Origin of the sequence: Photorhabdus sp. S10-54 (genome assembly GCF_963878145.1) — a bacterium.
GTDB lineage: Bacteria > Pseudomonadota > Gammaproteobacteria > Enterobacterales > Enterobacteriaceae > Photorhabdus > Photorhabdus kayaii.
The window spans coordinates 122051-143427 of the sequence record NZ_CAWNXG010000003.1 but is presented as its reverse complement, the minus strand read 5'-3'; the positions used below and the strand labels follow the sequence as shown (position 1 = coordinate 143427).

Annotated in this window: 19 protein-coding genes and 1 riboswitch; of the genes, 6 read left to right on the top strand and 13 right to left on the bottom strand. The window is 43.2% G+C overall.

Annotated elements, in window-relative coordinates; all coding sequences use genetic code 11:
• Positions 1-21: 21 nt before the first annotated feature.
• The 5 genes from AACQ83_RS02955 to moaA form a co-directional block, all read right to left on the bottom strand.
• Complete coding sequence (locus AACQ83_RS02955) at positions 22-732, bottom strand: Bax inhibitor-1/YccA family protein (RefSeq protein WP_112876150.1); 711 nt, start codon at positions 730-732, stop codon at positions 22-24.
• Between the two features lie 183 nt (positions 733-915).
• Complete coding sequence (moaE, locus tag AACQ83_RS02950) at positions 916-1368, bottom strand: molybdopterin synthase catalytic subunit MoaE (RefSeq protein ID WP_112876151.1); 453 nt, start codon at positions 1366-1368, stop codon at positions 916-918.
• Positions 1369-1371: 3 nt separating this feature from the next.
• Positions 1372-1617 (bottom strand): molybdopterin synthase sulfur carrier subunit, encoded by a 246-nt coding sequence (moaD, locus tag AACQ83_RS02945; RefSeq protein ID WP_112876152.1) that lies wholly within the window; start codon positions 1615-1617, stop codon positions 1372-1374.
• On the bottom strand, positions 1614-2093 hold the full coding sequence (gene moaC / locus AACQ83_RS02940) for a cyclic pyranopterin monophosphate synthase MoaC (protein WP_112876153.1): 480 nt from the start codon (positions 2091-2093) through the stop codon (positions 1614-1616). The genes moaD and moaC overlap by 4 nt, the downstream gene beginning before the upstream one ends.
• A gap of 39 nt (positions 2094-2132) precedes the next feature.
• Entirely contained in the window at positions 2133-3116 is a 984-nt protein-coding gene (gene moaA / locus AACQ83_RS02935; RefSeq protein ID WP_192880969.1) for a GTP 3',8-cyclase MoaA, read from the bottom strand.
• A riboswitch (molybdenum cofactor riboswitch) is annotated at positions 3103-3247 on the bottom strand. Its footprint overlaps the gene before it by 14 nt.
• A 384-nt stretch (positions 3248-3631) precedes the next feature.
• Here moaA and yvcK point away from each other — a divergent pair.
• Positions 3632-4540: a uridine diphosphate-N-acetylglucosamine-binding protein YvcK gene (gene yvcK, locus AACQ83_RS02930; RefSeq protein ID WP_112876155.1), complete on the top strand. Its 909-nt coding sequence runs from the start codon at positions 3632-3634 to the stop codon at positions 4538-4540.
• Here the strand turns inward: yvcK and uvrB are convergent.
• Complete coding sequence (gene uvrB / locus AACQ83_RS02925; RefSeq protein ID WP_112876156.1) at positions 4537-6546, bottom strand: excinuclease ABC subunit UvrB; 2010 nt, start codon at positions 6544-6546, stop codon at positions 4537-4539. The two genes, yvcK and uvrB, sit on opposite strands and share 4 nt — an antisense overlap.
• Before the next feature lie 1637 nt (positions 6547-8183).
• Between uvrB and AACQ83_RS02920 the strand changes: the two genes are divergently transcribed.
• Together AACQ83_RS02920 and AACQ83_RS02915 are read left to right on the top strand one after the other, a co-directional pair.
• Positions 8184-8798 (top strand): helix-turn-helix domain-containing protein, encoded by a 615-nt coding sequence (locus tag AACQ83_RS02920; protein WP_112876157.1) that lies wholly within the window; start codon positions 8184-8186, stop codon positions 8796-8798.
• Positions 8799-9692 (top strand): queuosine precursor transporter, encoded by an 894-nt coding sequence (locus AACQ83_RS02915; RefSeq protein WP_112876158.1) that lies wholly within the window; start codon positions 8799-8801, stop codon positions 9690-9692.
• Positions 9693-10099: 407 nt separating this feature from the next.
• Here the strand turns inward: AACQ83_RS02915 and bioD are convergent, their stop codons facing one another.
• From bioD to bioB, 4 genes are read right to left on the bottom strand one after another with little or no spacing between them, the layout of a single operon-like run.
• Positions 10100-10780 carry a dethiobiotin synthase gene (gene bioD / locus AACQ83_RS02910; protein ID WP_192880964.1) on the bottom strand — a complete coding sequence of 227 codons (681 nt, stop codon included), beginning with the start codon at positions 10778-10780 and terminating at the stop codon, positions 10100-10102.
• Positions 10773-11540, bottom strand: a complete 768-nt coding sequence (gene bioC, locus AACQ83_RS02905; protein WP_112876160.1) for a malonyl-ACP O-methyltransferase BioC — start codon at positions 11538-11540, stop codon at positions 10773-10775. Before bioC ends, bioD begins: the two co-directional genes overlap by 8 nt.
• Positions 11524-12675, bottom strand: a complete 1152-nt coding sequence (bioF, locus tag AACQ83_RS02900; RefSeq protein ID WP_112876253.1) for an 8-amino-7-oxononanoate synthase — start codon at positions 12673-12675, stop codon at positions 11524-11526. The genes bioC and bioF overlap by 17 nt, the downstream gene beginning before the upstream one ends.
• Positions 12675-13712 carry a biotin synthase BioB gene (gene bioB / locus AACQ83_RS02895; RefSeq protein ID WP_112876161.1) on the bottom strand — a complete coding sequence of 346 codons (1038 nt, stop codon included), beginning with the start codon at positions 13710-13712 and terminating at the stop codon, positions 12675-12677. Before bioB ends, bioF begins: the two co-directional genes overlap by 1 nt.
• A gap of 95 nt (positions 13713-13807) precedes the next feature.
• Between bioB and bioA the strand changes: the two genes are divergently transcribed.
• Both bioA and AACQ83_RS02885 read left to right on the top strand, forming a co-directional pair.
• Complete coding sequence (gene bioA / locus AACQ83_RS02890) at positions 13808-15079, top strand: adenosylmethionine--8-amino-7-oxononanoate transaminase (RefSeq protein WP_112876162.1); 1272 nt, start codon at positions 13808-13810, stop codon at positions 15077-15079.
• A gap of 175 nt (positions 15080-15254) precedes the next feature.
• A complete protein-coding gene (locus tag AACQ83_RS02885; protein ID WP_112876163.1) occupies positions 15255-16583 on the top strand; it encodes an IS4 family transposase in 1329 nt (442 codons plus the stop codon).
• A 1017-nt stretch (positions 16584-17600) separates the two neighbouring features.
• Here the strand turns inward: AACQ83_RS02885 and pgl are convergent.
• On the bottom strand, positions 17601-18587 hold the full coding sequence (gene pgl / locus AACQ83_RS02880; RefSeq protein WP_112876164.1) for a 6-phosphogluconolactonase: 987 nt from the start codon (positions 18585-18587) through the stop codon (positions 17601-17603).
• Positions 18588-18732: 145 nt separating this feature from the next.
• Between pgl and AACQ83_RS02875 the strand changes: the two genes are divergently transcribed.
• The gene (locus AACQ83_RS02875; protein ID WP_112876165.1) at positions 18733-19551 is read left to right on the top strand and encodes a pyridoxal phosphatase; all 819 of its coding nucleotides are present in this window, start codon (positions 18733-18735) and stop codon (positions 19549-19551) included.
• 70 nt (positions 19552-19621) lie between these two features.
• Here AACQ83_RS02875 and modC read toward each other — a convergent pair whose 3' ends face one another.
• Both modC and modB read right to left on the bottom strand, forming a co-directional pair.
• Positions 19622-20686: a molybdenum ABC transporter ATP-binding protein ModC gene (modC, locus tag AACQ83_RS02870; RefSeq protein ID WP_192880965.1), complete on the bottom strand. Its 1065-nt coding sequence runs from the start codon at positions 20684-20686 to the stop codon at positions 19622-19624.
• The gene (modB, locus tag AACQ83_RS02865; protein ID WP_041380749.1) at positions 20680-21372 is read right to left on the bottom strand and encodes a molybdate ABC transporter permease subunit; all 693 of its coding nucleotides are present in this window, start codon (positions 21370-21372) and stop codon (positions 20680-20682) included. The genes modC and modB overlap by 7 nt, the downstream gene beginning before the upstream one ends.
• Positions 21373-21377 lie beyond the last annotated feature (5 nt).

The window sequence follows — 21377 nt, the reverse complement described above, 5'->3', positions numbered from 1 at the left end:
CTCAGAAACCAATCAGTGAATTTAGCGACGATCGCCAAAAATACGTAGTAGCATCAAGAACATGTTGATGAAGTCCAGATACAGCGTTAATGCACCAACAATTGAGAATTTACGCAAATTCTCTTTGTCATTCACATCAAGATCTTCACCCATCTCTTTCAGCTTCTGAGTGTCGTAAGCGGTTAAGCCAGCAAAGATAACGACACCAATGTAGGTTACCGCCCACATCAACGCTGTACTCTTTAACCAGAAGTTAATCAGAGAAGCCAAAATGATGCCGATCAACCCCATAAACAAGAAGCTACCAAGGCCACTCAGGCTACGTTTGGTGGTATAGCCGTAAAAACTCAACGCACCAAACATCCCTGCGGTCACGACAAAAGTAGTGGCAATGGAACCACCAGTATATATTTTAAAAATACCGGAAAGCGTTAGCCCAGTCAGCGCTGAATAGAGCATAAACAACCCAGTAGCTAACGAAGCTCCCATGCGGTTAATCATGCCAGAGAGGACGAAAACCAATCCCAATTGAGCAATAACTAATCCATAGAAAATCACCGAGTTTGAGAAAATATATTCAACAACATTCTGATTTTGTGACACATACCAAGCCACAAACGCCGTTAACAACAGGCCACAAGTCATCCAACCATAAACTTGGGCCATATAAGTTTGCAAGCCGGTTCCAGCTTGCTGGATTATAGAACCATTTGAGCGTGGATAACGATCCATGGCGCTTACCTTCTATGACAGTGTTTAGAAATTCAGGCTGTTTAATATCAACAACCCACTCAAGTTTTATACATTATCACAGAATATAATCAAAACAATTAACCATTCAATAATTACTTGTATAGCAGTTCATCTATCTGATCAGTTTTCGAAGCGTTTCGCAGAATTTAGCCAACACTTTCATCACCAACGTTTCGCGGCTTCCTGATCACTCTCACGGGATTCAACCCAACGATCACCATCAGGCAAAAACTCTTTTTTCCATAAAGGCGCCTGCGTTTTTAAATAATCCATAATAAATTCAGCCGCTGCAAAAGCCATATGACGATGGGCACTTGTCACGCCAACAAACACAATTTCATCACCAGGGTAAAGCGACCCAATCCGGTGGATAACACTGATACGCTGCAATGGCCAGCGATCCCGTGCTTCGGTGACAATATTTTGTAACGCTTTTTCCGTCATTCCGGGATAGTGTTCCAGTCTCAGGACACTCACTCGGTCACCCAGATTATGATTACGGACTTTGCCGGTGAAAGTGACGATAGCACCATCTTCATCACATTGAGCAAGCCATTGATATTCTTCCCCTACATTGAAATTTTCCGGCCCAACGAAAATGCGGGTGTTTTCCATTTATTATCCCCCAGTCACTGGCGGGAAAAAGGCCACTTCATCACCATCCTGTAATGGGTACCCGCCATGAACAAGAGATTGGTTTACCGCTGACAACAATTTTCCATCTTCCAACGCCAAGGCCCAACGTTCTCCCTTTGATATTAGCGCCGTTCTCAAACCGTCAACGGTTGTGTAACGATTATCGAGATCCAGTGAATCAGTACCTACCAGCTCACGTACCTGAGCAAAAAACAGTACTTTAATCATTTATCCACCTTAAAATGGCCTAATTTCCCACCTATCTTCTCCAACAAACGAACTGGCCCAATGACCATATCTTTCTGTACCGCTTTACACATATCGTAAATTGTCAAAGCCGCGACTGACGCCGCTGTCAGTGCCTCCATTTCAACACCGGTTTTCCCAGTCAGACGACAACAGGATTCAATTCTGACCCGGTTATATTTTGTCTGAGCTTCCAACTGGACTTCTACTTTAGTTAGCAGTAATGGATGACACAGCGGAATTAATTCCCATGTGCGCTTGGCTGCTTGGATACCCGCAATCCTCGCGGTAGCAAATACATCACCTTTGTGATGGCGATCTTCAATAATCATTGCCAGTGTTTCCGGCTTCATTCCAACAAACGCTTCTGCCCTTGCCTCGCGTGATGTTTCAGCTTTAGCAGAAACATCAACCATATACGCTTCACCGATAGAATTGATGTGGGTTAATTGAGACATTCTTAGCTCCTGAAAAAACAACAAGATCCAGACGGTAAATTAACCGCCGATGACGGAAAGATTTGGGGTGATACCACTGTCACCTTGATGAAGAAAATGGGTTTCCCGTTTATGCCGCAATCCATCCTGAATACGCAATTTCAGATCATCAAGTTGTTTTTCACTCGCCAATAAGTCACGCAGTGGTATCCCCTGTTCACCAAACAGGCATAAATGAAGATGACCTATTGAAGAAATACGTAACCGATTACAACTCCGACAAAAATCTTTCTCATAAGGCATAATTAGACCAATTTCTCCCTGATAATCAGGATGGCTAAAAACCTGTGCAGGGCCATCACTGCGTAAACGTTGAAGCAAATGCCAACCATCGAGCAACAGGCGTTCCCGGATAACTTCCCCCGAAATATGGTATTGACGAAACATTTCACCACCGTCACCGGTTTCCATCAACTCGATGAATCTTAATTGAATCGGACGATCTTTTATCCAGTGCAGGAAAGCCGGCAGGCTGATATCGTTAACATTTTTCATTAGCACTACGTTGACTTTCACTTTACTAAAACCCGCCGCAAATGCTGCATCAATACCACGCATCACCTGAAAAAATTTGTCCTGCCCGGTAATCGCATGAAATTGACGGGGATCAAGCGAATCCATACTGACATTCACTGCGGTTAAACCCGCCTCTTTCCACTTAGCAATATCTCGTTCCATTCGATAACCGTTAGTGGTTACTGCGAGGGTTTTAATCAACTTATTTTCACGTATGACGGAAATAATATCGGTGAAATCACGGCGCATGGTCGGTTCGCCCCCCGTCAAACGGATTTTCTCTGTACCCAGATCGGCAAACGCCCGGCCAACAAGACGAATTTCGGATAATGTCAAAAAGGAGTGATGTCCACGGGATTTATAACCATCCGGCAAACAATAAGTACACCGAAAATTACATACATCGGTAATAGATAGCCGCAAATAGTAAAATTTACGAGCAAAAGCGTCTATGAGTTGTTCCACAATAACACCTTTCCAAACATGGGAGACGCGAGCATTTCTGCCTCGCATCCTGGTGACTCAGTAGTCACGGCCAAAACATCATATCGCTGTGTAAAAAGTGACTTAGATGCAGAGGCTAGGAGTTAATTCCAACATCTATACCCGTCATCTTTCAAGCTGCCTCTTTGTTGGCTGCACTCACTCACCCCGGTCACATAGTTATCTATGCTCCCGGGGATTCATTCCCTTGCCGTCGCAATGCATCTTGAAATCCATTGGGTATATGATTTAATGTAAAACGACCTTCTCTGATATGGATTTTAGCGCTTAACAAAGAAAAATGCGAATACCCACTTTCGTTATATAATTGAATATACAATGAATTACCACATTGTTCAGAATAAATAACAGACAATTTCTATTTGTGATCAGTTAAAACATTGCACCCAATCATAACGTTTGTTCGGTTAATCGTGTTTTATAATAAATTACGCTAAAATTATTCAGCGAATATATGCTCAGTCAGTAATAGGAATTCTATGCGAAACCGCACATTAGCCGATTTAGATCGGGTAGTTGCCTTAGGCGGAGGTCATGGCCTTGGGCGCGTTATGTCCTCTCTTTCATCACTAGGCTCTCGCCTGACAGGCATTGTGACCACGACAGATAATGGCGGCTCAACCGGCAGGATCCGGCGTTCAGAAGGCGGTATTGCCTGGGGTGATACCCGCAATTGTTTAAATCAGCTTATTACCGAACCCAGTGTCGCGTCAGCAATGTTCGAATACCGTTTCAGCGGCAATGGCGAACTGGCAGGGCATAATCTGGGGAATCTGATGCTTAAAGCGTTAGATCATTTAAGTGTCAGACCCCTTGAGGCAATTAATTTAATCCGCAGTTTGTTGAAAGTTAATGCTCATCTTATTCCAATGTCTGAGCAGCCCGTTGACCTAATGGCGATAGATGATCAAGGCAACACCATTTATGGCGAAGTTAATGTTGATCAATTGAATTGTATTCCTCAGGAGTTGATGCTTTATCCGCCTGCGACCGCAACAAAAGAGGCATTGGATGCTATCACTCAAGCAGATCTGATTATTATCGGCCCAGGCAGCTTCTTCACCAGTCTGATGCCATTGCTTCTGCTTGAAGATTTAACCCAAGCACTGCGTCGTAGCAACGCCAATATGATTTATATCGGTAACCTAGGCAAAGAACTCAGTGCCGCGGCCGCCGAACTGACACTGAAAGATAAGCTGGAAATAATGGAAAACAAAATTGGCAGCCGGATAATTGATGCGGTAATCGTTGGCCCGTGCACAAATATCAGCGAGCTTAACGACCGGATTATTACTCAGCAAATACTCGAAGCACAGGATGTTCCCTATCGCCACGACCGTGAATTACTACATCAGGCGTTAGAGAATACCCTGCAAAACCTTGGTTAAGAATTGGCAATAAATTGCTCTCGCAATGCCTGAATCTGATCCCGAACACTCGCCGCCTGTTCGAATTCAAGATCCTGCGCATGCTGGTACATCTTCGCTTCCAGCTCGCGGATTTTGCTTTCCAGCTCTTTGGCAGACAGGTTGCTGAATGTTTCCGCTGTGGCAACCGCTTTACCTCTGCCCTTTCTTTTACCACCCGCTGGCTGCCCAATTTGCAGAATATCACTAATTTTCTTATTGAGACCTTTTGGAACAATACCGTGTTTTTCATTAAATATCTGCTGTTTAGCACGCCGGCGTTCCGTTTCACCAATAGCTTTTGCCATTGAATCAGTGATCTTATCGCCATAAAGGATCGCTTTACCATGCAGGTTACGGGCAGCACGCCCAATCGTCTGAATTAATGAACGTTCAGACCGCAGGAAACCTTCTTTATCCGCATCAAGAATGGCCACCAGAGAAACTTCTGGCATATCCAGCCCTTCCCTCAGCAAGTTAATTCCCACTAATACATCAAACTCACCTAAACGAAGATCCCGAATAATTTCCACACGTTCGACAGTATCGATATCCGAGTGCAAATAGCGAACCCGTTCACCGTGCTCTTCCAAATACTCGGTTAAATCCTCCGCCATTCGCTTAGTCAATGTGGTGACCAATACCCGTTCATTTTTCACCGCTCGAATACGGATTTCAGACAGTAAGTCATCAACCTGTGTCGCTACAGGACGCACCTCCACTTCCGGATCAAGCAAACCCGTAGGACGCACCACCTGTTCCACCACATCGCCACTGGATTTTTCCAATTCATATTTGCCTGGCGTAGCCGAAATATAAATGGTCTGTGGAGCCAGTGCTTCAAATTCTTCAAACCGAAGTGGACGATTATCCAGCGCAGAAGGCATACGGAAACCATATTCCACCAGCGTCTCTTTGCGGGAACGATCCCCTCGATACATCCCACCAATTTGCGGGATGGTAACGTGCGATTCATCCACTACCAGCAAACCATCAGCCGGGAGATAATCAAACAGTGTCGGCGGCGGCTCCCCTTCGGCACGGCCAGAGAGATAACGGGAATAGTTTTCAATGCCGGAGCAATAACCCAATTCATTCATCATTTCCAAATCAAATTGGGTACGCTGCGTAATACGCTGTTCTTCCAGCAGTTTACCATTTGCCAGCAATACCTTACGCCGCTGCTCAAGCTCAATTTTAATCGCTTCCATTGCCTGAATAATACGCTCACGCGGAGTAACATAGTGGGTTTTCGGATAAACGGTATATCGTGGAACATGATATTGAATCTGTCCCGTTAGCGGATCAAACAGTGATAACCGTTCTACTTCATCATCAAATAGTTCAACGCGCAGGGCATGCTCATCAGATTCAGCCGGAAAGATATCAATCACTTCACCACGAACCCTAAATGTCCCTCGCTGGAATGCCTGATCATTACGGGTATATTGCAATTCAGCTAAACGTCTCAGAATGGAGCGTTGATCAATCATCATACCGTTGGTCAGGTGGAGCATCATTTTCAGGTAACTATCAGGATCACCTAAACCATAAATAGCCGATACAGACGCAACGACAATCACATCTCGCCGCTCCAGCAAAGCTTTTGTGGCAGACAGGCGCATTTGTTCAATGTGTTCGTTCACGGAAGCATCTTTTTCGATAAAAGTATCGGAACTCGGTACATAAGCTTCCGGCTGGTAATAATCGTAATAGGAAACAAAGTACTCTACGGCATTTTCTGGGAAAAAGTCCTTCATTTCGCTGTAAAGTTGAGCCGCTAGTGTCTTGTTCGGAGCAAGTACCATCGTTGGTCGGTTTAAATTGGCTATCACATTAGCGACAGTAAATGTCTTACCCGACCCAGTTACCCCTAACAAAGTCTGGTGGGCAAGCCCGTCTTCTAAGCCTTCTTGTAATTGACGGATGGCCTCTGGTTGATCACCCCCCGGTTGGAAGTCAGAATGTAATTTGAACACCTTACTCATCGGTATCTCACTTTCCTAACATTAAGTTAGCCTATAATACTGGATATAAAACCAGCTTCAAGTTGATTTTATAAAAACGGACTCAAGTAGGTCACTTCCCTATCAATTAAACATCCGTTGATATCAAAATAAATACCATTTTATCCCCAAAATTATCTTGATTTTTCCATTTTTTATATGATTGGCTGAAAGGTGACAACATGGGACATCATCACAGGTCAGACAGGGCTTGATTTTAGTTATCTTATTGATATTTAATAAAATTAAAACAAAGACGAGAATAACATCAACCTTGACGAAAGCCGCGTATTTTCTTGCGTCGCGTAACTTTTCTAAGTCTAATACACAAGGTTATCCACAGGAATAGTGGATAACTCTACAAACCCTATTAACTGTACGAGGTTGCAACATCATGCCACAAAATAGGTATCCTCTACCGATAAAAATTTTTACTATTTTTTTAACCTTTATCTCAATTCTTCCTTTCAAAAAAATGAATAAATTTGCTGAAAAAGTAAGAATTTTCTCACGGAAATTAAACATCAATAAATTATATTCTTTCAATATTACCAGCATTAAAGGTAGATAATTGTCTATTTTTTCTGTAGACTGAGCGAAAAAAACTGCCTTTTTTGCATCAAACAACAGCAAATAATACGGGTTAGATTGGGATTTTTATTCAATAAGAGATAACCGGTGAACAGTTTCCTATATGAAATCTGTTAATCAAGAGGAGAGGCGTGTTTTACCTAAATTCTCTGTTTCCTACGCTTTCAGCAATAGCAGGTTCAATAGCATTTTTGACTATGCCGATATAAACAGTGCCGATAAACATTTACCAAAAAACAACAACTGACTCAATTGGCATGAGCAAAACCCAATTTTTAATTAGAATATTAAGATATGTCATTGATAAATTAACCAATTCACATCAGCATATCCTCTATTTTACAAAACGAGCTCCATCGTAACTGCTCAAAAAAAATGATAGATACACAAATATCAAATCGACACAGCCCTCGTAAAACGTCCAATATTCTGCTGGCTATTTTCGATCGAAAAACTTACTTTGTATCTATCATTCACAATTTCAATCGATTGCTGTTCCAAAGCATCTTTATACTGCCATTTCCTGGTGTTTTAACTGCGTTATCATTTTATTAATTTACTAATTTCAGTCCTAATGTTTATTTAATTTCCTCTATTTTCTTGAAATTCCCTAGTGCTAAAAAAATAACCCACTTTCAAACTCAAAGGATAAAGTAGCTCTTCCCCGAGAGATTTATAATAAGAATAATGTTTCGTTTGATGCTATCTAATGATCCAAAAACACATCAACACAACTTAACATTATTATAATAAAATCCATAAAGTCAACACAAAAATAAACATAAAGTTCAGTTTTGTGTAAACTTTATAATGAATTTCACTTAATTATATGATTTAACTTTCATTTTTAGAATATAAAGGTAAATCCATGAGCATTTTCTGATATAGGATGTGCTAATATAGATAACTAGAAAAATCAGATATTAAAAGTAAAATCAATAAATTATCACAATGAGTGGTTTTTTCACACTGGACAATATCATCAAGTAATATATAGTAATGCTGTTATCTTTACATAAAGGATTCTCATGAAAACGTCTAATGCACAGCGAAAAACAAATATCATTAAAAATATAGAATATTTGATACGTACCCGTGGAGAAACCAAGAGCTCTTTTTCCAACCGAACAGGATTAACCCGTACCACCATTTATAAAATTCTGGAAGGACAAGTCAATAACGTTCAACAATCTACGGTTCTTCGGATCTCCGATTTTTTCGGCGTTTCTTGTGAAGAAATAGAATATTATGACCTTGAGCAATTAGAACGCCTCAATGAAACACTCTCAACCGAAGGCAATAAAAATCCTTCGGCTATCCCTATCGTTCCACAATCTGAATTTCTAGCCGTTTCTGAGAAAAAAATAGGTCAGCTTGTTACCGAGTATCCGCTTACCTATTTCTTTGGTGATGAATCAAACATGTTGGCTCTTAAAGTCGAATCGGCAATAGAAGATACATTCATACCCGGTGAGGTGATCATTATAAAACGTCCCCCCGCATTAGTCACCAATACGCCATTATTGTATTACTCTAAGGAAATTGGGTTCTTTATCCGGCAAGAAAAAAATGATGACAGCCTCGATAGGAAACCCTACAAAAATGCTTATTTTTTAGGCTACATTGTAGGAGAAAGACTATAAATGACGGTAAATCAAAAGTTTAAGTTACTGGGATTTTCAAGGTATGGTAAATTATCGGCAAATGTCATGGTGCTAGCGACAGGTAAGACCATTACTATGGGGTTAAAAGAGCTCGCTGACAGTGATATTTCAGAAGATCTGAGCAGACATGAACTCAGTACGATATACCGGAAACTATACAGCCACAGTAATATCGTAACAGCTTATGAACTTGGGGATCGTCATGAGCGTTCATGGCAAGCCTATTTACTCATTAGCATCGCACTCAGTGTTATCTATATTTTCTCTACCATATGTGGTGTGAAGCCCATTCATATCCCGATCCTTAATATTGTCACGCCTCCTGGGGTTTTTATTTACCCTATAACCTTCTTACTGGTCGATATTCTAAACGAATTCTATGGATTACGTCTGGCAAGAAGAACGATTATTATCTCTTTTACAGCGAACTTATTATTTGTTCTAGGGCTTTGGGGAACCGCACTGATGCCAGGTGTTCCTGGATGGGAGTTTGGTGCGACTTATAATGGAATAGTGAATAGTATCGTATCTGTATTACTGGCATCATCTCTTGCTTATTTTATCTCTGAGAATATAAACTCGTATCTCCTCTGCAAAATAAAATCTCTCACAAACTCAAAGTATCTTTTCCTGCGAGTAATAACCAGTACTGTTATCGCTTCAGCATTCGACAGTATCATATTCTGTTCAATCGCTTTCTATGGTGTTCTCGGCATAGACATCATAAAAGAAATGATTATCGCCCAGTTCCTCATTAAAGTGGCTTATTCTATCTTGGGTGTAGGCCCTATTTATCTGGTAAGGAAGATATTCAGGAATTATATAAATCGGCCAGCAGATGCGCCAGTGAATAAAAAACTCGCTGAAGTATAAATAGAGATAACGTTTTTTCAAAATAGAGTAAACTCGTTGAAAAATATCATTTTTATGCCGGAGTGTCATTCCGGCATATTATCCTAAAATAACCTATACCCTATGGATTTCAAGATGCATCGCGACGGCAAGGGAGTGAATCCCCGGGAACATAGCGAACTATGTGACCGGAGTGAGTGCAGCCAACAAAGCGACAACTTGAAAGATAACGGGTATATACCCTATGGATTTCAAGATGCATCGCGACGGCAAGGGAGCGAATCCCCGGGAGCATAGATAACTATGTGACCGGGGTGAGTGAGTGCAGCCAACAAAGAGGCAACTTGAAAGATGACGGGTATAGATATGAGTAGTGTAATCATTCATCATGACATTGAAATAACATTCCACCAGATTAAATTTTCAAATTAATTATTCAGTAATTTTAAATCTATATATTCCCCTAAATGATTAAAATATTCTTGCGTTAAATGAGGAATCATACCTAATAAAGGAGCCGGTAACATACGCTCTAATGTCGCCAAATATTCTTGCTGACGTTTGCCTGCGGGTTCAACCTCATTAGCTATCCAGCCTGCAAAATGTAACCCTGAACCTATAATAGCTTCCACGGTAAGTAGCGCATGATTAATACAGCCCAACTTCACCCCCACCGCCAAAATAACCGGCAGTTGCTCTTTAACCACCCAGTCAGCAAAAGTCACCGATTCTGATAAAGGGGTATACCAACCACCAGCGCCCTCAACTAAAACCCAGTCTGCTTTCTTTTCTAACTGATGTAACCCCGTAGACATAACAGTAAAATCAATAGATTGATTCAAGTCATCACTGGCAATATGGGGTGATGTTGCTTCAACAAATACTAACGGATTCACTTCTTCATATTGCAAAGATACAGAACTATTTGCCAGCAATGCCAGTGCATCGGAATTACGAATACCTGCCGGTGTTATTTCACTACCAGAAGCAACGGGTTTATAACCTGCTGTTTTATATCCTGCTTTAGTTGCCGCTTGTAACAAAGCACAACTTACAACTGTTTTACCCACTTCGGTATCTGTACCTGTCAAAAACCAGCACTTAGTCACGATGAATCACTCCAAAAACAACCTGATAGCTAAGAGGTAACTGTTCATTTTCTCGTGGATAAGCCTGTTCCAGAGCAGTCAGTCGTCCACGCGTCATCAGTCCTTGCTGTCGCCCATAATGAAGGTGAGTCGCGCCAATCCCTTTCAGAGAACCCAATAGCGGCAATATATGAGAATATTGCTGGCGATAAACCTGACTAATAAGACAATGCCGGAACCCTTGACAGGCATCTTTAATTGTCTGTTGCGGTAGGAACTGATTAATATGCTGGTAGTTATCAACCGCACTCCAAGCTTGCTTCAATTCATGCAATGAACCTTTGGCCAAGGTGGAAAATAGAATTAATCCACCAGGGCAGGTTACCCGATAAAGTTCTCTTAAAGCGCTGGATAAATTATCACACCACTGAACAACCAGATTACTGAAACAGATATCAACACTGTTGTCAGCAAGCCCTAAATGTTCAATATCCGCTTGTAAATAATAGTCAGCCGCCAATTGCTTACGGGCATGAACTAACATGCCTGATGCTAAATCCAACCCAATAACCTGTTTCCCCTGTTGTCGCCAGCGGTGACTAAAAAAACCCGTACCGCAACCAGCATCCAATATTAACTGACCAGGATGTCCAGCGGCTTGTTGCATGAGGAATTCACCGGTTTGCTGCTGTAATTTCGCTACCACATCATAATTGGCGGCCGCTCGTCCAAACGCTCCAGCAATCGCCTGTTTATTGGCAAATTCAGCTACGGAACCCATGCAACGCCTCCATCAACATATCAATATCCTGTGGCATATGACTGGCCGTCAAAGTAATACGTAATCTGGCGCTGCCCGGTGGTACTGTTGGTGGGCGGATGGCTTTAACCCAAATCCCTTTTTGTTGCAGATACTGAGACAAGGACACACTCAGCTCATTATCACTCACAATCAATGGCTGAATTGCGGTAATTGAATCTGTCAGATTGAATGGCAGTTTCTGAGCTTGCCGGCGGAAGTAATTGATATTCTGCTGTAATCGTTGGCGCAATTCATCACCAGATTGTATCTGCCGAACAGCTTCAGAAAGCGCCTGAGCCTGTGCAGGAGGCATAGAAGTGCTGTAGATCAGATGACGGGCATACTGAATTAGATATTCTGCCGTCTGCTCATCACAAAGCACCGCCGCGCCACTCAACCCAAATGCTTTGCCAAAAGTGACAATCAAAATTTCCGGTTTGATTCCCTGTTGCCAACAGCTTCCCCTTCCCTGCTCACCACAGACACCAATACCGTGAGCATCATCCACCATTAACCAGTTGCCAGAAATTCTGGTTTGCTGATGAATATCGGCTAGCGGTGCGCAGTCACCATCCATACTGAACACACCTTCGGTTACCACCAGCGTTTTTCCAACACAAGGCGTTGCCAGTAAATTTGCAAGTGATTCAGGTTGATTATGCAGAAAACGCCGTAGCTGAGCGGGGGAATGCATAGCCGCTTCCATTAATGAAGCATGACTCAGGCGATCGGCAATAATCCGATCCTGTTCCGTCATTAACGCGGCAATGACCCCCTGATTAGCAGAATACCCCGAAATAAACAGTAATGCTTTTGGATAACCCAGCCAGTCAGCCAATTGTTGTTCCAATAGCTGATGAGCCTTTGTATAACCCGTAATATGACCGGAACCTCCACTACCAACACCATATTGTTCAGCTCCCCGCTGCCATGCGGAAATGATTGCGGGATTTGCACTTAACCCAAGGTAATCATTACTGGAAAAATTAAGATATTTGCCATCAGTGGCATACAGGAAACGCCCATCTGATTTCTGATTGACCTGCCGCTGACGCCATAGCGAAGTGTCCCGACGCTCAGACAATTGCCGGGAAAGATAAGATGACCAGTCCATCATAATGCCGCATTATAAAATTGTTCGTTATCCGCATTGATAATGGCTTCTGCCAAATGCTGCTGTTGCTGATTATCACCAAATGCTGTCTGAGTCTGCTGAGGATTAATGCCCAACTTGCGAAATAGTTGTAAATCTTTATCTTCCGCAGGGTTAGGTGTAGTGAGCAACTTACAGCCATAAAAAATAGAATTAGCGCCAGCCATAAAACACATTGCCTGTGTCTGCTCATTCATCTGTTCACGACCTGCGGATAACCGAACATGAGAAGACGGCATCATGATCCTGGCAACAGCAATCGTGCGGATAAAATCGAAAGGGTCTACATCTTCGTTCTCAGCCAATGGCGTGCCTTTGACCTTAACCAACATGTTGATGGGTACACTCTCTGGCGGTTTTGGCAGATTTGCCAGTTGTACCAATAACGCGGCCCGATCACGTATCGCCTCACCCAGACCAACAATACCACCAGAGCACACTTTTATTCCGGCCTCTCGTACTTTATCAAGGGTATCCAACCTGTCCTGATAGGTCCGAGTCGTAATGATGTTGCCATAAAATTCCGGGGAGGTATCAAGGTTGTGGTTGTAGTAATCTAATCCTGCATCCGCCAGCCGCTGCGCTTGTAACCCATTGAGCATGCCCAGTGTCATGCAGGTTTCCATTCCCAATGCTTTGACTTCCTTAACCATTTTCTCCAGATAAGGCATATCCCTCTCATGGGGATTTTTCCACGCGGCACCCATACAAAAACGTGTTGAACCCGCATTTTTAGCCTTACGAGCAGAATCAATCACCTGTTCCACTTCCATCAACCGCTCTTTTTCAAGACCTGTTTTGTAACGGGAGCTTTGCGGGCAATATTTGCAATCTTCCGGACAAGCCCCGGTTTTGATGGAAAGTAGTGTACTGACCTGTACTTGCTGTGGGTCAAAGTAAATACGATGAACCTGCTGTGCTTGAAATAATAATTCGAAAAAAGGTTTATCAAACAGCTCTTGCGCCTGCTTAATTGTCCATTGCTTACGCTCAATCACAATAACATCTCCAGTGTAAAAAAAGTCTAGTCAGTTTAAATAATGCCGCTATACTGTCAACCAATTTTAATAAAATTGGTTGACAGTATAGCCTTATGACTTCTTCTGATATTGAATTTGATCTACACCATATTTGGCATCCCTATACCTCCATGACCAACCCTCTTCCGGTTTACCCTGTTGTTGGCGCTTCTGGGATGGAAATCGAGTTGGCTGATGGCCGTAAGCTAGTGGATGGTATGTCTTCTTGGTGGGCCGCCATTCATGGATATAACCATCCGGTACTGAACCAAGCCGCTAAAATTCAGATTGATCAGATGTCCCATATCATGTTTGGTGGAATTACCCATCCACCCGCAATCGCACTTTGCAGGCAATTAGTGGCAATCTCCCCGCCATCATTGGAATGTGTTTTTCTGGCTGATTCAGGCTCTGTCGCAGTGGAAGTGGCTCTGAAAATGGCATTGCAATACTGGCAGGCAAAAGGTGAGAAACGCCAGCGTATTTTGACATTACGCCACGGTTACCATGGCGACACATTCGGCGCTATGTCCGTCTGTGATCCCGACAATTCAATGCATAATCTCTACAAAGGCTATCTGCCACCCCATCTGTTCGCTGAATCGCCTCAGTGCGGGTTTGATTCTCAATGGAACGAGCGGGATATCATGCCATTTCGCACTTTGCTGGAGCAGCATTCCCGTGATATTGCCGCGGTGATCCTTGAACCTATCGTACAGGGTGCTGGAGGAATGCGAATTTATCATCCTGAATATCTGCGTCAGGTCAGAATGCTTTGTGATCAGCACCGGATTCTATTAATTGCAGATGAAATTGCCACCGGTTTTGGCCGCACAGGAAAATTGTTTGCTTGTGAACATGCTGAAATTGAGCCAGATATTTTATGTGTAGGAAAAGCGCTGACAGGTGGTTATATGACACTATCAGCAACACTGGCAACCCGTAAGATAGCCGAAACGATTAGCAATGGTGAAGCAGGCTGTTTTATGCACGGCCCAACGTTTATGGGCAATCCATTAGCTTGCGCCGTAGCAGAAGCCAGTTTGAACTTGTTATTACAAAGCCCTTGGCAACAACGTATTAAATCAATTGAAAACCAGTTAAAGACTGAATTGATGCCACTAAAACATCATGAAAAAGTAGCTGATGTTCGGGTATTAGGTGCAATTGGCGTCGTGGAGATGAAGCAATCCGTGAATATGGCGGTGCTACAACACTATTTTGTTTCTCAAGGTGTCTGGATAAGACCATTTGGCAAGCTGATTTATTTGATGCCGCCTTATATTATTCAACCAGAGCAACTTTCACGTCTGACAAAGGCTGTCTCTGGTGCAATTAATTTGTGATTTTTTGTTATTGAAAAAATTTTTCTGAATTTATTGCGAACAGTTAGTAAAGCTGAATTTCAACTCGATCAAAAAAGGCCCCCAACCGGGAGTAATGCCGATCAGTTAAGGATCAGTTGAACGATCCAGTGGTTGTGTAAGAATCCGGAAATGTTCCTTATTTCCGGATTTTTTTATGCGTATTGCTCAAGCTCTTGACCTCGTTTCCTGTTATGACACCACCCGCAACCCACTAACCTCTCTCGGAGATTTTCTCAACCCTGACCTTATCGTCCGCTGCCTCGCCGAATCCGGCACTGTCACCCTGCGCAAACGTCGTCTCCCCCTGGAAATGATGGTCTGGTGTATTGTCGGCATGGCGCTGGAACGCAAAGAGCCCCTTCATCAAATCGTCAACCGTCTGGATATTATGCTGCCTGGCAACCGCCCCTTCGTTGCCCCCAGCGCCGTTATTCAGGCTCGTCAGCGCCTGGGAAGCGATGCTGTCCGTCGTGTATTTACGCAAACAGCAAAAATGTGGCATGACTCTGTGACTCATCCCCACTGGTGCGGTCTGACATTACTGGCCGTGGATGGGGTGGTCTGGCGAACGCAGGATACCCCGGAGAATGATGCCGCCTTCCCGCGTCAAACCTACTGCGGGCAACCGGGACTTTATCCCCAGGTAAAAATGGTCTGCCAGATGGAGCTGACCAGCCATCTGTTAACCGCAGCCGCCTTCGGTACGATGAAAGAAAGTGAATATACGCTGGCGGAGCAGCTGATAGACCAGACCGGTGACTACACCCTGACCCTGTTTGATAAAGGTTACTACTCGCTGGGGTTGCTGAATGCCTGGCATCAAGCGGGAGAGCATCGTCACTGGATGATACCGTTGAAAAAAGGGGCTCAGTACGAGGAGATACGGCGGCTGGGTAAAGGTGATTCCCTGGTCAGGCTGAAAACCAGCCCTCAGTCGCGGAAAAAATGGCCGGGCCTGGGAGAAGACATGACGGCCCGGTTGCTGACGTTTACCCGGAAAGGAAAACTCTGTCATGTCCTGACCTCAATGACAGACGGCATGCGCTACCCGGGAGGGGAAATGGCAGACCTTTACAGCCACCGTTGGGAAATTGAGCTGGGTTATCGAGAAATCAAACAGACAATGCAGCTGAACAGGCTGACGCTGAGGAGTAAAAAACCGGAACTGGTAGAGCAGGAGTTATGGGGCGTGCTGCTGGCCTACAATCTGGTGAGATATCAGATGATAAAGATGGCAGGAAGCCTGAAAGGTTACTGGCCGAATCAACTGAGCTTCTCAGAATCGTGCGGGCTAGTGATGAGGATGCTGATGACGTTACAGGGTGCCTCGTCGGGTCGAATCCCTGAACTGATGCGAGATCTGGAGAGTATGGCGCAGTTAGTGAAGCTCCCGGTAAGGAGAAAAAGAGCCTTCCCGAGGGTAGTAAAGGAAAGACCTTACAAATACAGAAAAGCCCAGAAAAACAGCCAGTCAGTTGCTTAACTGACTGACATTACCCAACCGGGAGCCTTTTTCGAAAAATTTCTTCACACTCCGACCTTCATAGCGAGACCCATCGCCCTCTTTCTATTAATAGAATTGGTAATGAATTAAAAGAAATCAACAAAATCCGAAATCGGTTGTCACATCATGAACCTTTGTGGCGCTCTAAAGATGCATACCAAATAGAACATATAATTAATAAGGTTATTGAAAGTTATGATAAGTGCTTGAAGGTTATCAGGTGGATCAATCCATCTAATTTAAAACTGTTATCCATTATTGAAAATAACATCAAAATGAGTGAGTTATGCAGTGCTCATTCTCTTTGGAAAAATAAACAATTATCAGCGGAGTTATCATCTTTACCAATAAGAACAGGATGGGGTGATGAAAATAAACTAGATGTTACTCATATAGGAGAAATAATAAAGATCGTCGACACCCGATATTCTTTGATAAAAAGCCAAAAGGATAAAGCTATACCCTATGGATTTCAAGATACATCGCGACGGCAAGGGAGTGAATCCCCGGGAGCATAGCAAACTATGTGACCGGGGTGAGCGAGTGCAGCCAACAAAGAGGCAACTTGAAAGATAACGGGTATATATTTTTTGCTAGCTCTAAAGACATGAAATATGGCATTCAAAACTACAACACTGGGACACTAGTACGATTTAGCCCAGAAGCAAGCCCAAATCAGTATCCTAACGCGAAGAATGTTGAACGTGCTTAATTTCGTCAGCGTGGTTAATCATAAATGGTCGCAACAAATTATAGTAAAAAATTGTGTGCCAGTTTATTTCTGTGTATATAACCCGACAAAAATAGCAATTTTAATACTCAAAAGCTTATAGAAAATTTTTACAAAAAACTTTAAAACTCACATAACCAGAAAATTTTGCGAGTAAGTTTAGTGTAACCGGGCAAGCACAGAAAACCATTTTTGCACCTGTCCGGTTGCATTAACGCAAATTTGCTCTAACAATTACTGGTTATTTACATAAATGTCTACCAGATTCACAGGGCCAGCACAGTAACCCACATCGGACCTTTGCCAACCGAATAACGCGCTAATTCAGTTAATTCACCGGTATATTTATCTATAGAAGAAACTGAAATATGGTCAGACTTTTGACCTGATGCAATTAGGTATTTTCCGCTATGATCGATAGCAAAACCTCGCGGCTGAGTTTCAGTTTTATAGTGCCCAGCCAGCGTCAAATTAGAACCATCTTGTGAAATAACAAAATGGCTGATCAAACTTGAAGTCCGTTCACTGGTATAAAGGTGACGACCATCCGGTGTAATATGAATATCAGCAGACCAACGAACACCCGCTAAATCCGCCGGCAATGAATCAATCGTCTGAATAAGCCGGTATTTTTCCCACTTGCGATAAACATCCACCGTAGAATCCAGTTCATTAATACAATAAATCACCTGCTGATTTGGATGAAATGCCATATGACGAGGACCCGCACCCATTGCCGTAGTGATTTCCTCAGCGCGTTTTTCTGTTAGATAGCCCTCTTCTGCCATCTCAAAAATACGGATGCGATCTTCTTTCAGACAAGGAACCAATAGTTGTTTATTATCCCAGTCAATATTAACCGAATGCGGTGCTTGCAAGCCTGCAATAACCTGAACAGGTTCGCCCACAATACCTTGATCATCAATTAGGCTAACACTCAAATTGTTATAACTATAGGAGGCAGAGAATAGAAAACGGCCCTGTTTATCAGTAGAGATATGAGTCGGGCTACCCGGTATTGATGAAATCCCCTGTTGTACCAGTTCCCCACTAGAGCCAATCTGGTAAGTGACAATACTGAATTGTGGTCGGATGCCAACATAAAGATGTTTACGATCCGGGCTAACCACCATGGGTTGTACTTCCCCCGGTACATCAACTGTCTGAATGAGTGATAACTCACCTTCATTATTCAAGCTCCAAACATGAATCTGACAACTGTTTGGACTCGCCGTATAAACCACTTGTTTCATCTTCACTCCTTAATTATCCATTACCATTTTATTGTGCTGTAACGACTCGATTGGTTTTATCGGTTAAACTCACCGCACAATTGGTGTAGCTTTATTCAGTTCTAATGTAATATCCTTACATTATATATAGTTATGAGGCTAATTTATGTCATATCGCATCATTGTACTGGATCTGGATGGTACACTACTTGATCCTCAAAAAAATATCCTGCCAGAATCACTCATTGTACTAAATGAAGCACGTAAAGCTGGTATTAAGGTGCTAATTGCCACTGGCCGTCATCATGTTGCTATCCACCCTTTTTATCAGGCTTTGCAACTCGACACTCCTGCCATCTGCTGTAATGGTACTTATCTGTATGATTACCATGAAAAGAAAGTTTTAGCCTCAGACCCACTGTCAACTCAGGAAGCTACAAAAGTTCTCACCCACTTAAAAAACACAGATATTCACCGTCTGATGTATGTAGATGATGCCATGTTATATGAAGAACCGTATGACACAGTTGTCCGTACCATAAAATGGTCTGAAACCCTACCTGAATCTCAACGCCCAACTATGCGACATGTTAATAGCTTTCAACATGCTATTGACGAAGTACAGTCTATCTGGAAATTTGCAACCTGTTCTCCTGATTTGGCAAAACTGAGGAAAGTGACTGCACAAATCGCAAATGACACAGGTCTTTCGTGTGAATGGTCATGGTTCGATCAAGTGGATATTACCAAGAAAGGTAACAGCAAAGGTATGCGCTTGAAACAGTGGGTTGAATCACAGGGAATGAAGATGAAAGATGTCATTGCTTTTGGTGATAACTTTAATGATCTGAGCATGCTGAAAGCCGCTGGACTCGGTGTCGCTATGGGTAACAGTGTGGATGCGATTAAAGAACAAGCCGATCTGGTAACACTGGATAATACTCAGTCAGGTATTGCCGAAGTTATTCGCAAGTATGTCCTTTAATTGCTTGTCTGACAAAATGACTGTCCGGGGAACCCTCCGATAAGCTCCCCGTTGTTATTTATAGCAGAGACTACAGTTGCCGATTAAGAGAAACACTTTTTATCTGAGCATAAAGCCACTGCCCAGACCGCAAATTAAGTTCATCCCTTGCCCATGGAGTGACCCTTGCCCATAAATAGTGGCCACTCAACACCAATTTGACATCAACGTGTCCATCATCATCAAAGAACTCAACCACTTTCACCGCTAAAATATTACGGATACTACTGCCGCGAGGAGGTTCCAGTACCAATGAAACATCTGAAGCATCTATTCTGATACGCAAATAGGTTCCCGGTTGAACATCAATTTTCGGCAACCATAAAGCCTGGTCAGCTAATGCCACCGCTGTCATTTCATAACGATTATGGTGTTCAACCATTGAAACATTCAGAATACTGCTAAGCGTCTCTTTTTGTAACCAAAGACGTAATGCACTACTGGACCAAACCTCTTCCAATTTTCCCGTTGCCCTGACTTTTCCGTTATCCATGACGAGTACATTTTCTGCCAGACGAAGAATCTCATCCAGATTATGGCTGACATATAAAATCGGGATGTTGACCTCTTCAGAAAGCTTTTCAAGATAAGGCAGTAGTTCTCTTTTACGGGGGAGATCCAGCGATGCCAACGGTTCATCCATTAACAACAGACCCGGTGCCGTCAATAAAGCACGACCAATAGCAACCCGCTGCTTTTCACCGCCGGACAAGGTAAGAGGAAAACGTGATAGTAAGTGCCCAATTCCTAGCAAACTAACAATGCTATCAAATTCTGGCTTCATCTCCGGAGACATCCCGTATTGGAGATTACCTTTTACTCGATAGTGAGGAAAAAGCCGGGCATCCTGAAAAACATAGCCTATACGACGCTGCTCTGATGGCAAGCAGATACCTTTTCCAATATCTACCAACACATGATCATTAAGGGCAATCCGCCCTTTCTGCGGGCGTATCAAGCCGGCAATAACATTTATCAGTGAAGTTTTCCCAGCGCCTGAAAGACCAAAAACAGCCGTGATCCCCTCAGTAGGTAGCTGTGTATTGACCTGTAAATGAAGATCACCAAGTTGTTGCTCAAAATCTAGCTCTAACATGTTGCTCCCAAACGTCTCCTTCCCCAACGGGTTAGCCATTCAGAAACCATCAGTGACATCAACGCTAGAATAATGGCAATGATGCACAAACGAGCCGCAGCCGTTTCTGCTCCAGGTGTTTCAATCAAGGTATACATTGCCAGAGGGATCGTCCGCGTTTCGCCTGGAATATTGGATACAAAAGTGATAGTTGCGCCAAATTCACCCAATGAACGGGCAAATGCCAACACAGTACCCACAATAACCCCAGGCAAAGAGAGCGGCAATGTGATAGTAAAAAATACCTTAAAAGGATTCGCGCCCAAAGTACGAGCAGCCTGCTCCAACCGCCGATCAACACCTTCCAGCGCCAGACGTATCGCCCTGACCATCAACGGAAAAGCAACAATAGCAGAAGCCAGCGCAGCACCACGCCAACTGAACGCAAAGCTGATGCCAAACCAGTCATATAACCATTCACCGATAAATCCACGACGTCCCATACTGATCAGCAGCAAATAACCCACTACCACGGGTGGTAACACCAGCGGCAGATGGATAATGCTGTCAAGTAATGATTTACCGGGAAACTGGAAACGAGCAAGAATCCATGCCATCAAGATCCCAAATGGCAGACTAAGTAACACTGCCATACCGGACACTTTCAGGCTCAGGATGATGGCTTGCCATTCGTATTCACTCAACATCGCCA

What these genes read in the sequence shown, in the direction of transcription:
- AACQ83_RS02955 (WP_112876150.1), bottom strand. Translation starts at nt 732, where the DNA reads ATGGATCGTTATCCACGCTCAAATGGTTCTATAATCCAGCAAGCTGGA.
- moaE (WP_112876151.1), bottom strand. Translation starts at nt 1,368, where the DNA reads ATGGAAAACACCCGCATTTTCGTTGGGCCGGAAAATTTCAATGTAGGG.
- moaD (WP_112876152.1), bottom strand. Translation starts at nt 1,617, where the DNA reads ATGATTAAAGTACTGTTTTTTGCTCAGGTACGTGAGCTGGTAGGTACT.
- moaC (WP_112876153.1), bottom strand. Translation starts at nt 2,093, where the DNA reads ATGTCTCAATTAACCCACATCAATTCTATCGGTGAAGCGTATATGGTT.
- yvcK (WP_112876155.1), top strand. Translation starts at nt 3,632, where the DNA reads ATGCGAAACCGCACATTAGCCGATTTAGATCGGGTAGTTGCCTTAGGC.
- uvrB (WP_112876156.1), bottom strand. Translation starts at nt 6,546, where the DNA reads ATGAGTAAGGTGTTCAAATTACATTCTGACTTCCAACCGGGGGGTGAT.
- AACQ83_RS02920 (WP_112876157.1), top strand. Translation starts at nt 8,184, where the DNA reads ATGAAAACGTCTAATGCACAGCGAAAAACAAATATCATTAAAAATATA.
- AACQ83_RS02915 (WP_112876158.1), top strand. Translation starts at nt 8,799, where the DNA reads ATGACGGTAAATCAAAAGTTTAAGTTACTGGGATTTTCAAGGTATGGT.
- bioC (WP_112876160.1), bottom strand. Translation starts at nt 11,540, where the DNA reads ATGGGTTCCGTAGCTGAATTTGCCAATAAACAGGCGATTGCTGGAGCG.
- bioF (WP_112876253.1), bottom strand. Translation starts at nt 12,675, where the DNA reads ATGGACTGGTCATCTTATCTTTCCCGGCAATTGTCTGAGCGTCGGGAC.
- bioA (WP_112876162.1), top strand. Translation starts at nt 13,808, where the DNA reads ATGACTTCTTCTGATATTGAATTTGATCTACACCATATTTGGCATCCC.
- AACQ83_RS02885 (WP_112876163.1), top strand. Translation starts at nt 15,255, where the DNA reads ATGCGTATTGCTCAAGCTCTTGACCTCGTTTCCTGTTATGACACCACC.
- pgl (WP_112876164.1), bottom strand. Translation starts at nt 18,587, where the DNA reads ATGAAACAAGTGGTTTATACGGCGAGTCCAAACAGTTGTCAGATTCAT.
- AACQ83_RS02875 (WP_112876165.1), top strand. Translation starts at nt 18,733, where the DNA reads ATGTCATATCGCATCATTGTACTGGATCTGGATGGTACACTACTTGAT.
- modC (WP_192880965.1), bottom strand. Translation starts at nt 20,686, where the DNA reads ATGTTAGAGCTAGATTTTGAGCAACAACTTGGTGATCTTCATTTACAG.
- modB (WP_041380749.1), bottom strand. Translation starts at nt 21,372, where the DNA reads ATGTTGAGTGAATACGAATGGCAAGCCATCATCCTGAGCCTGAAAGTG.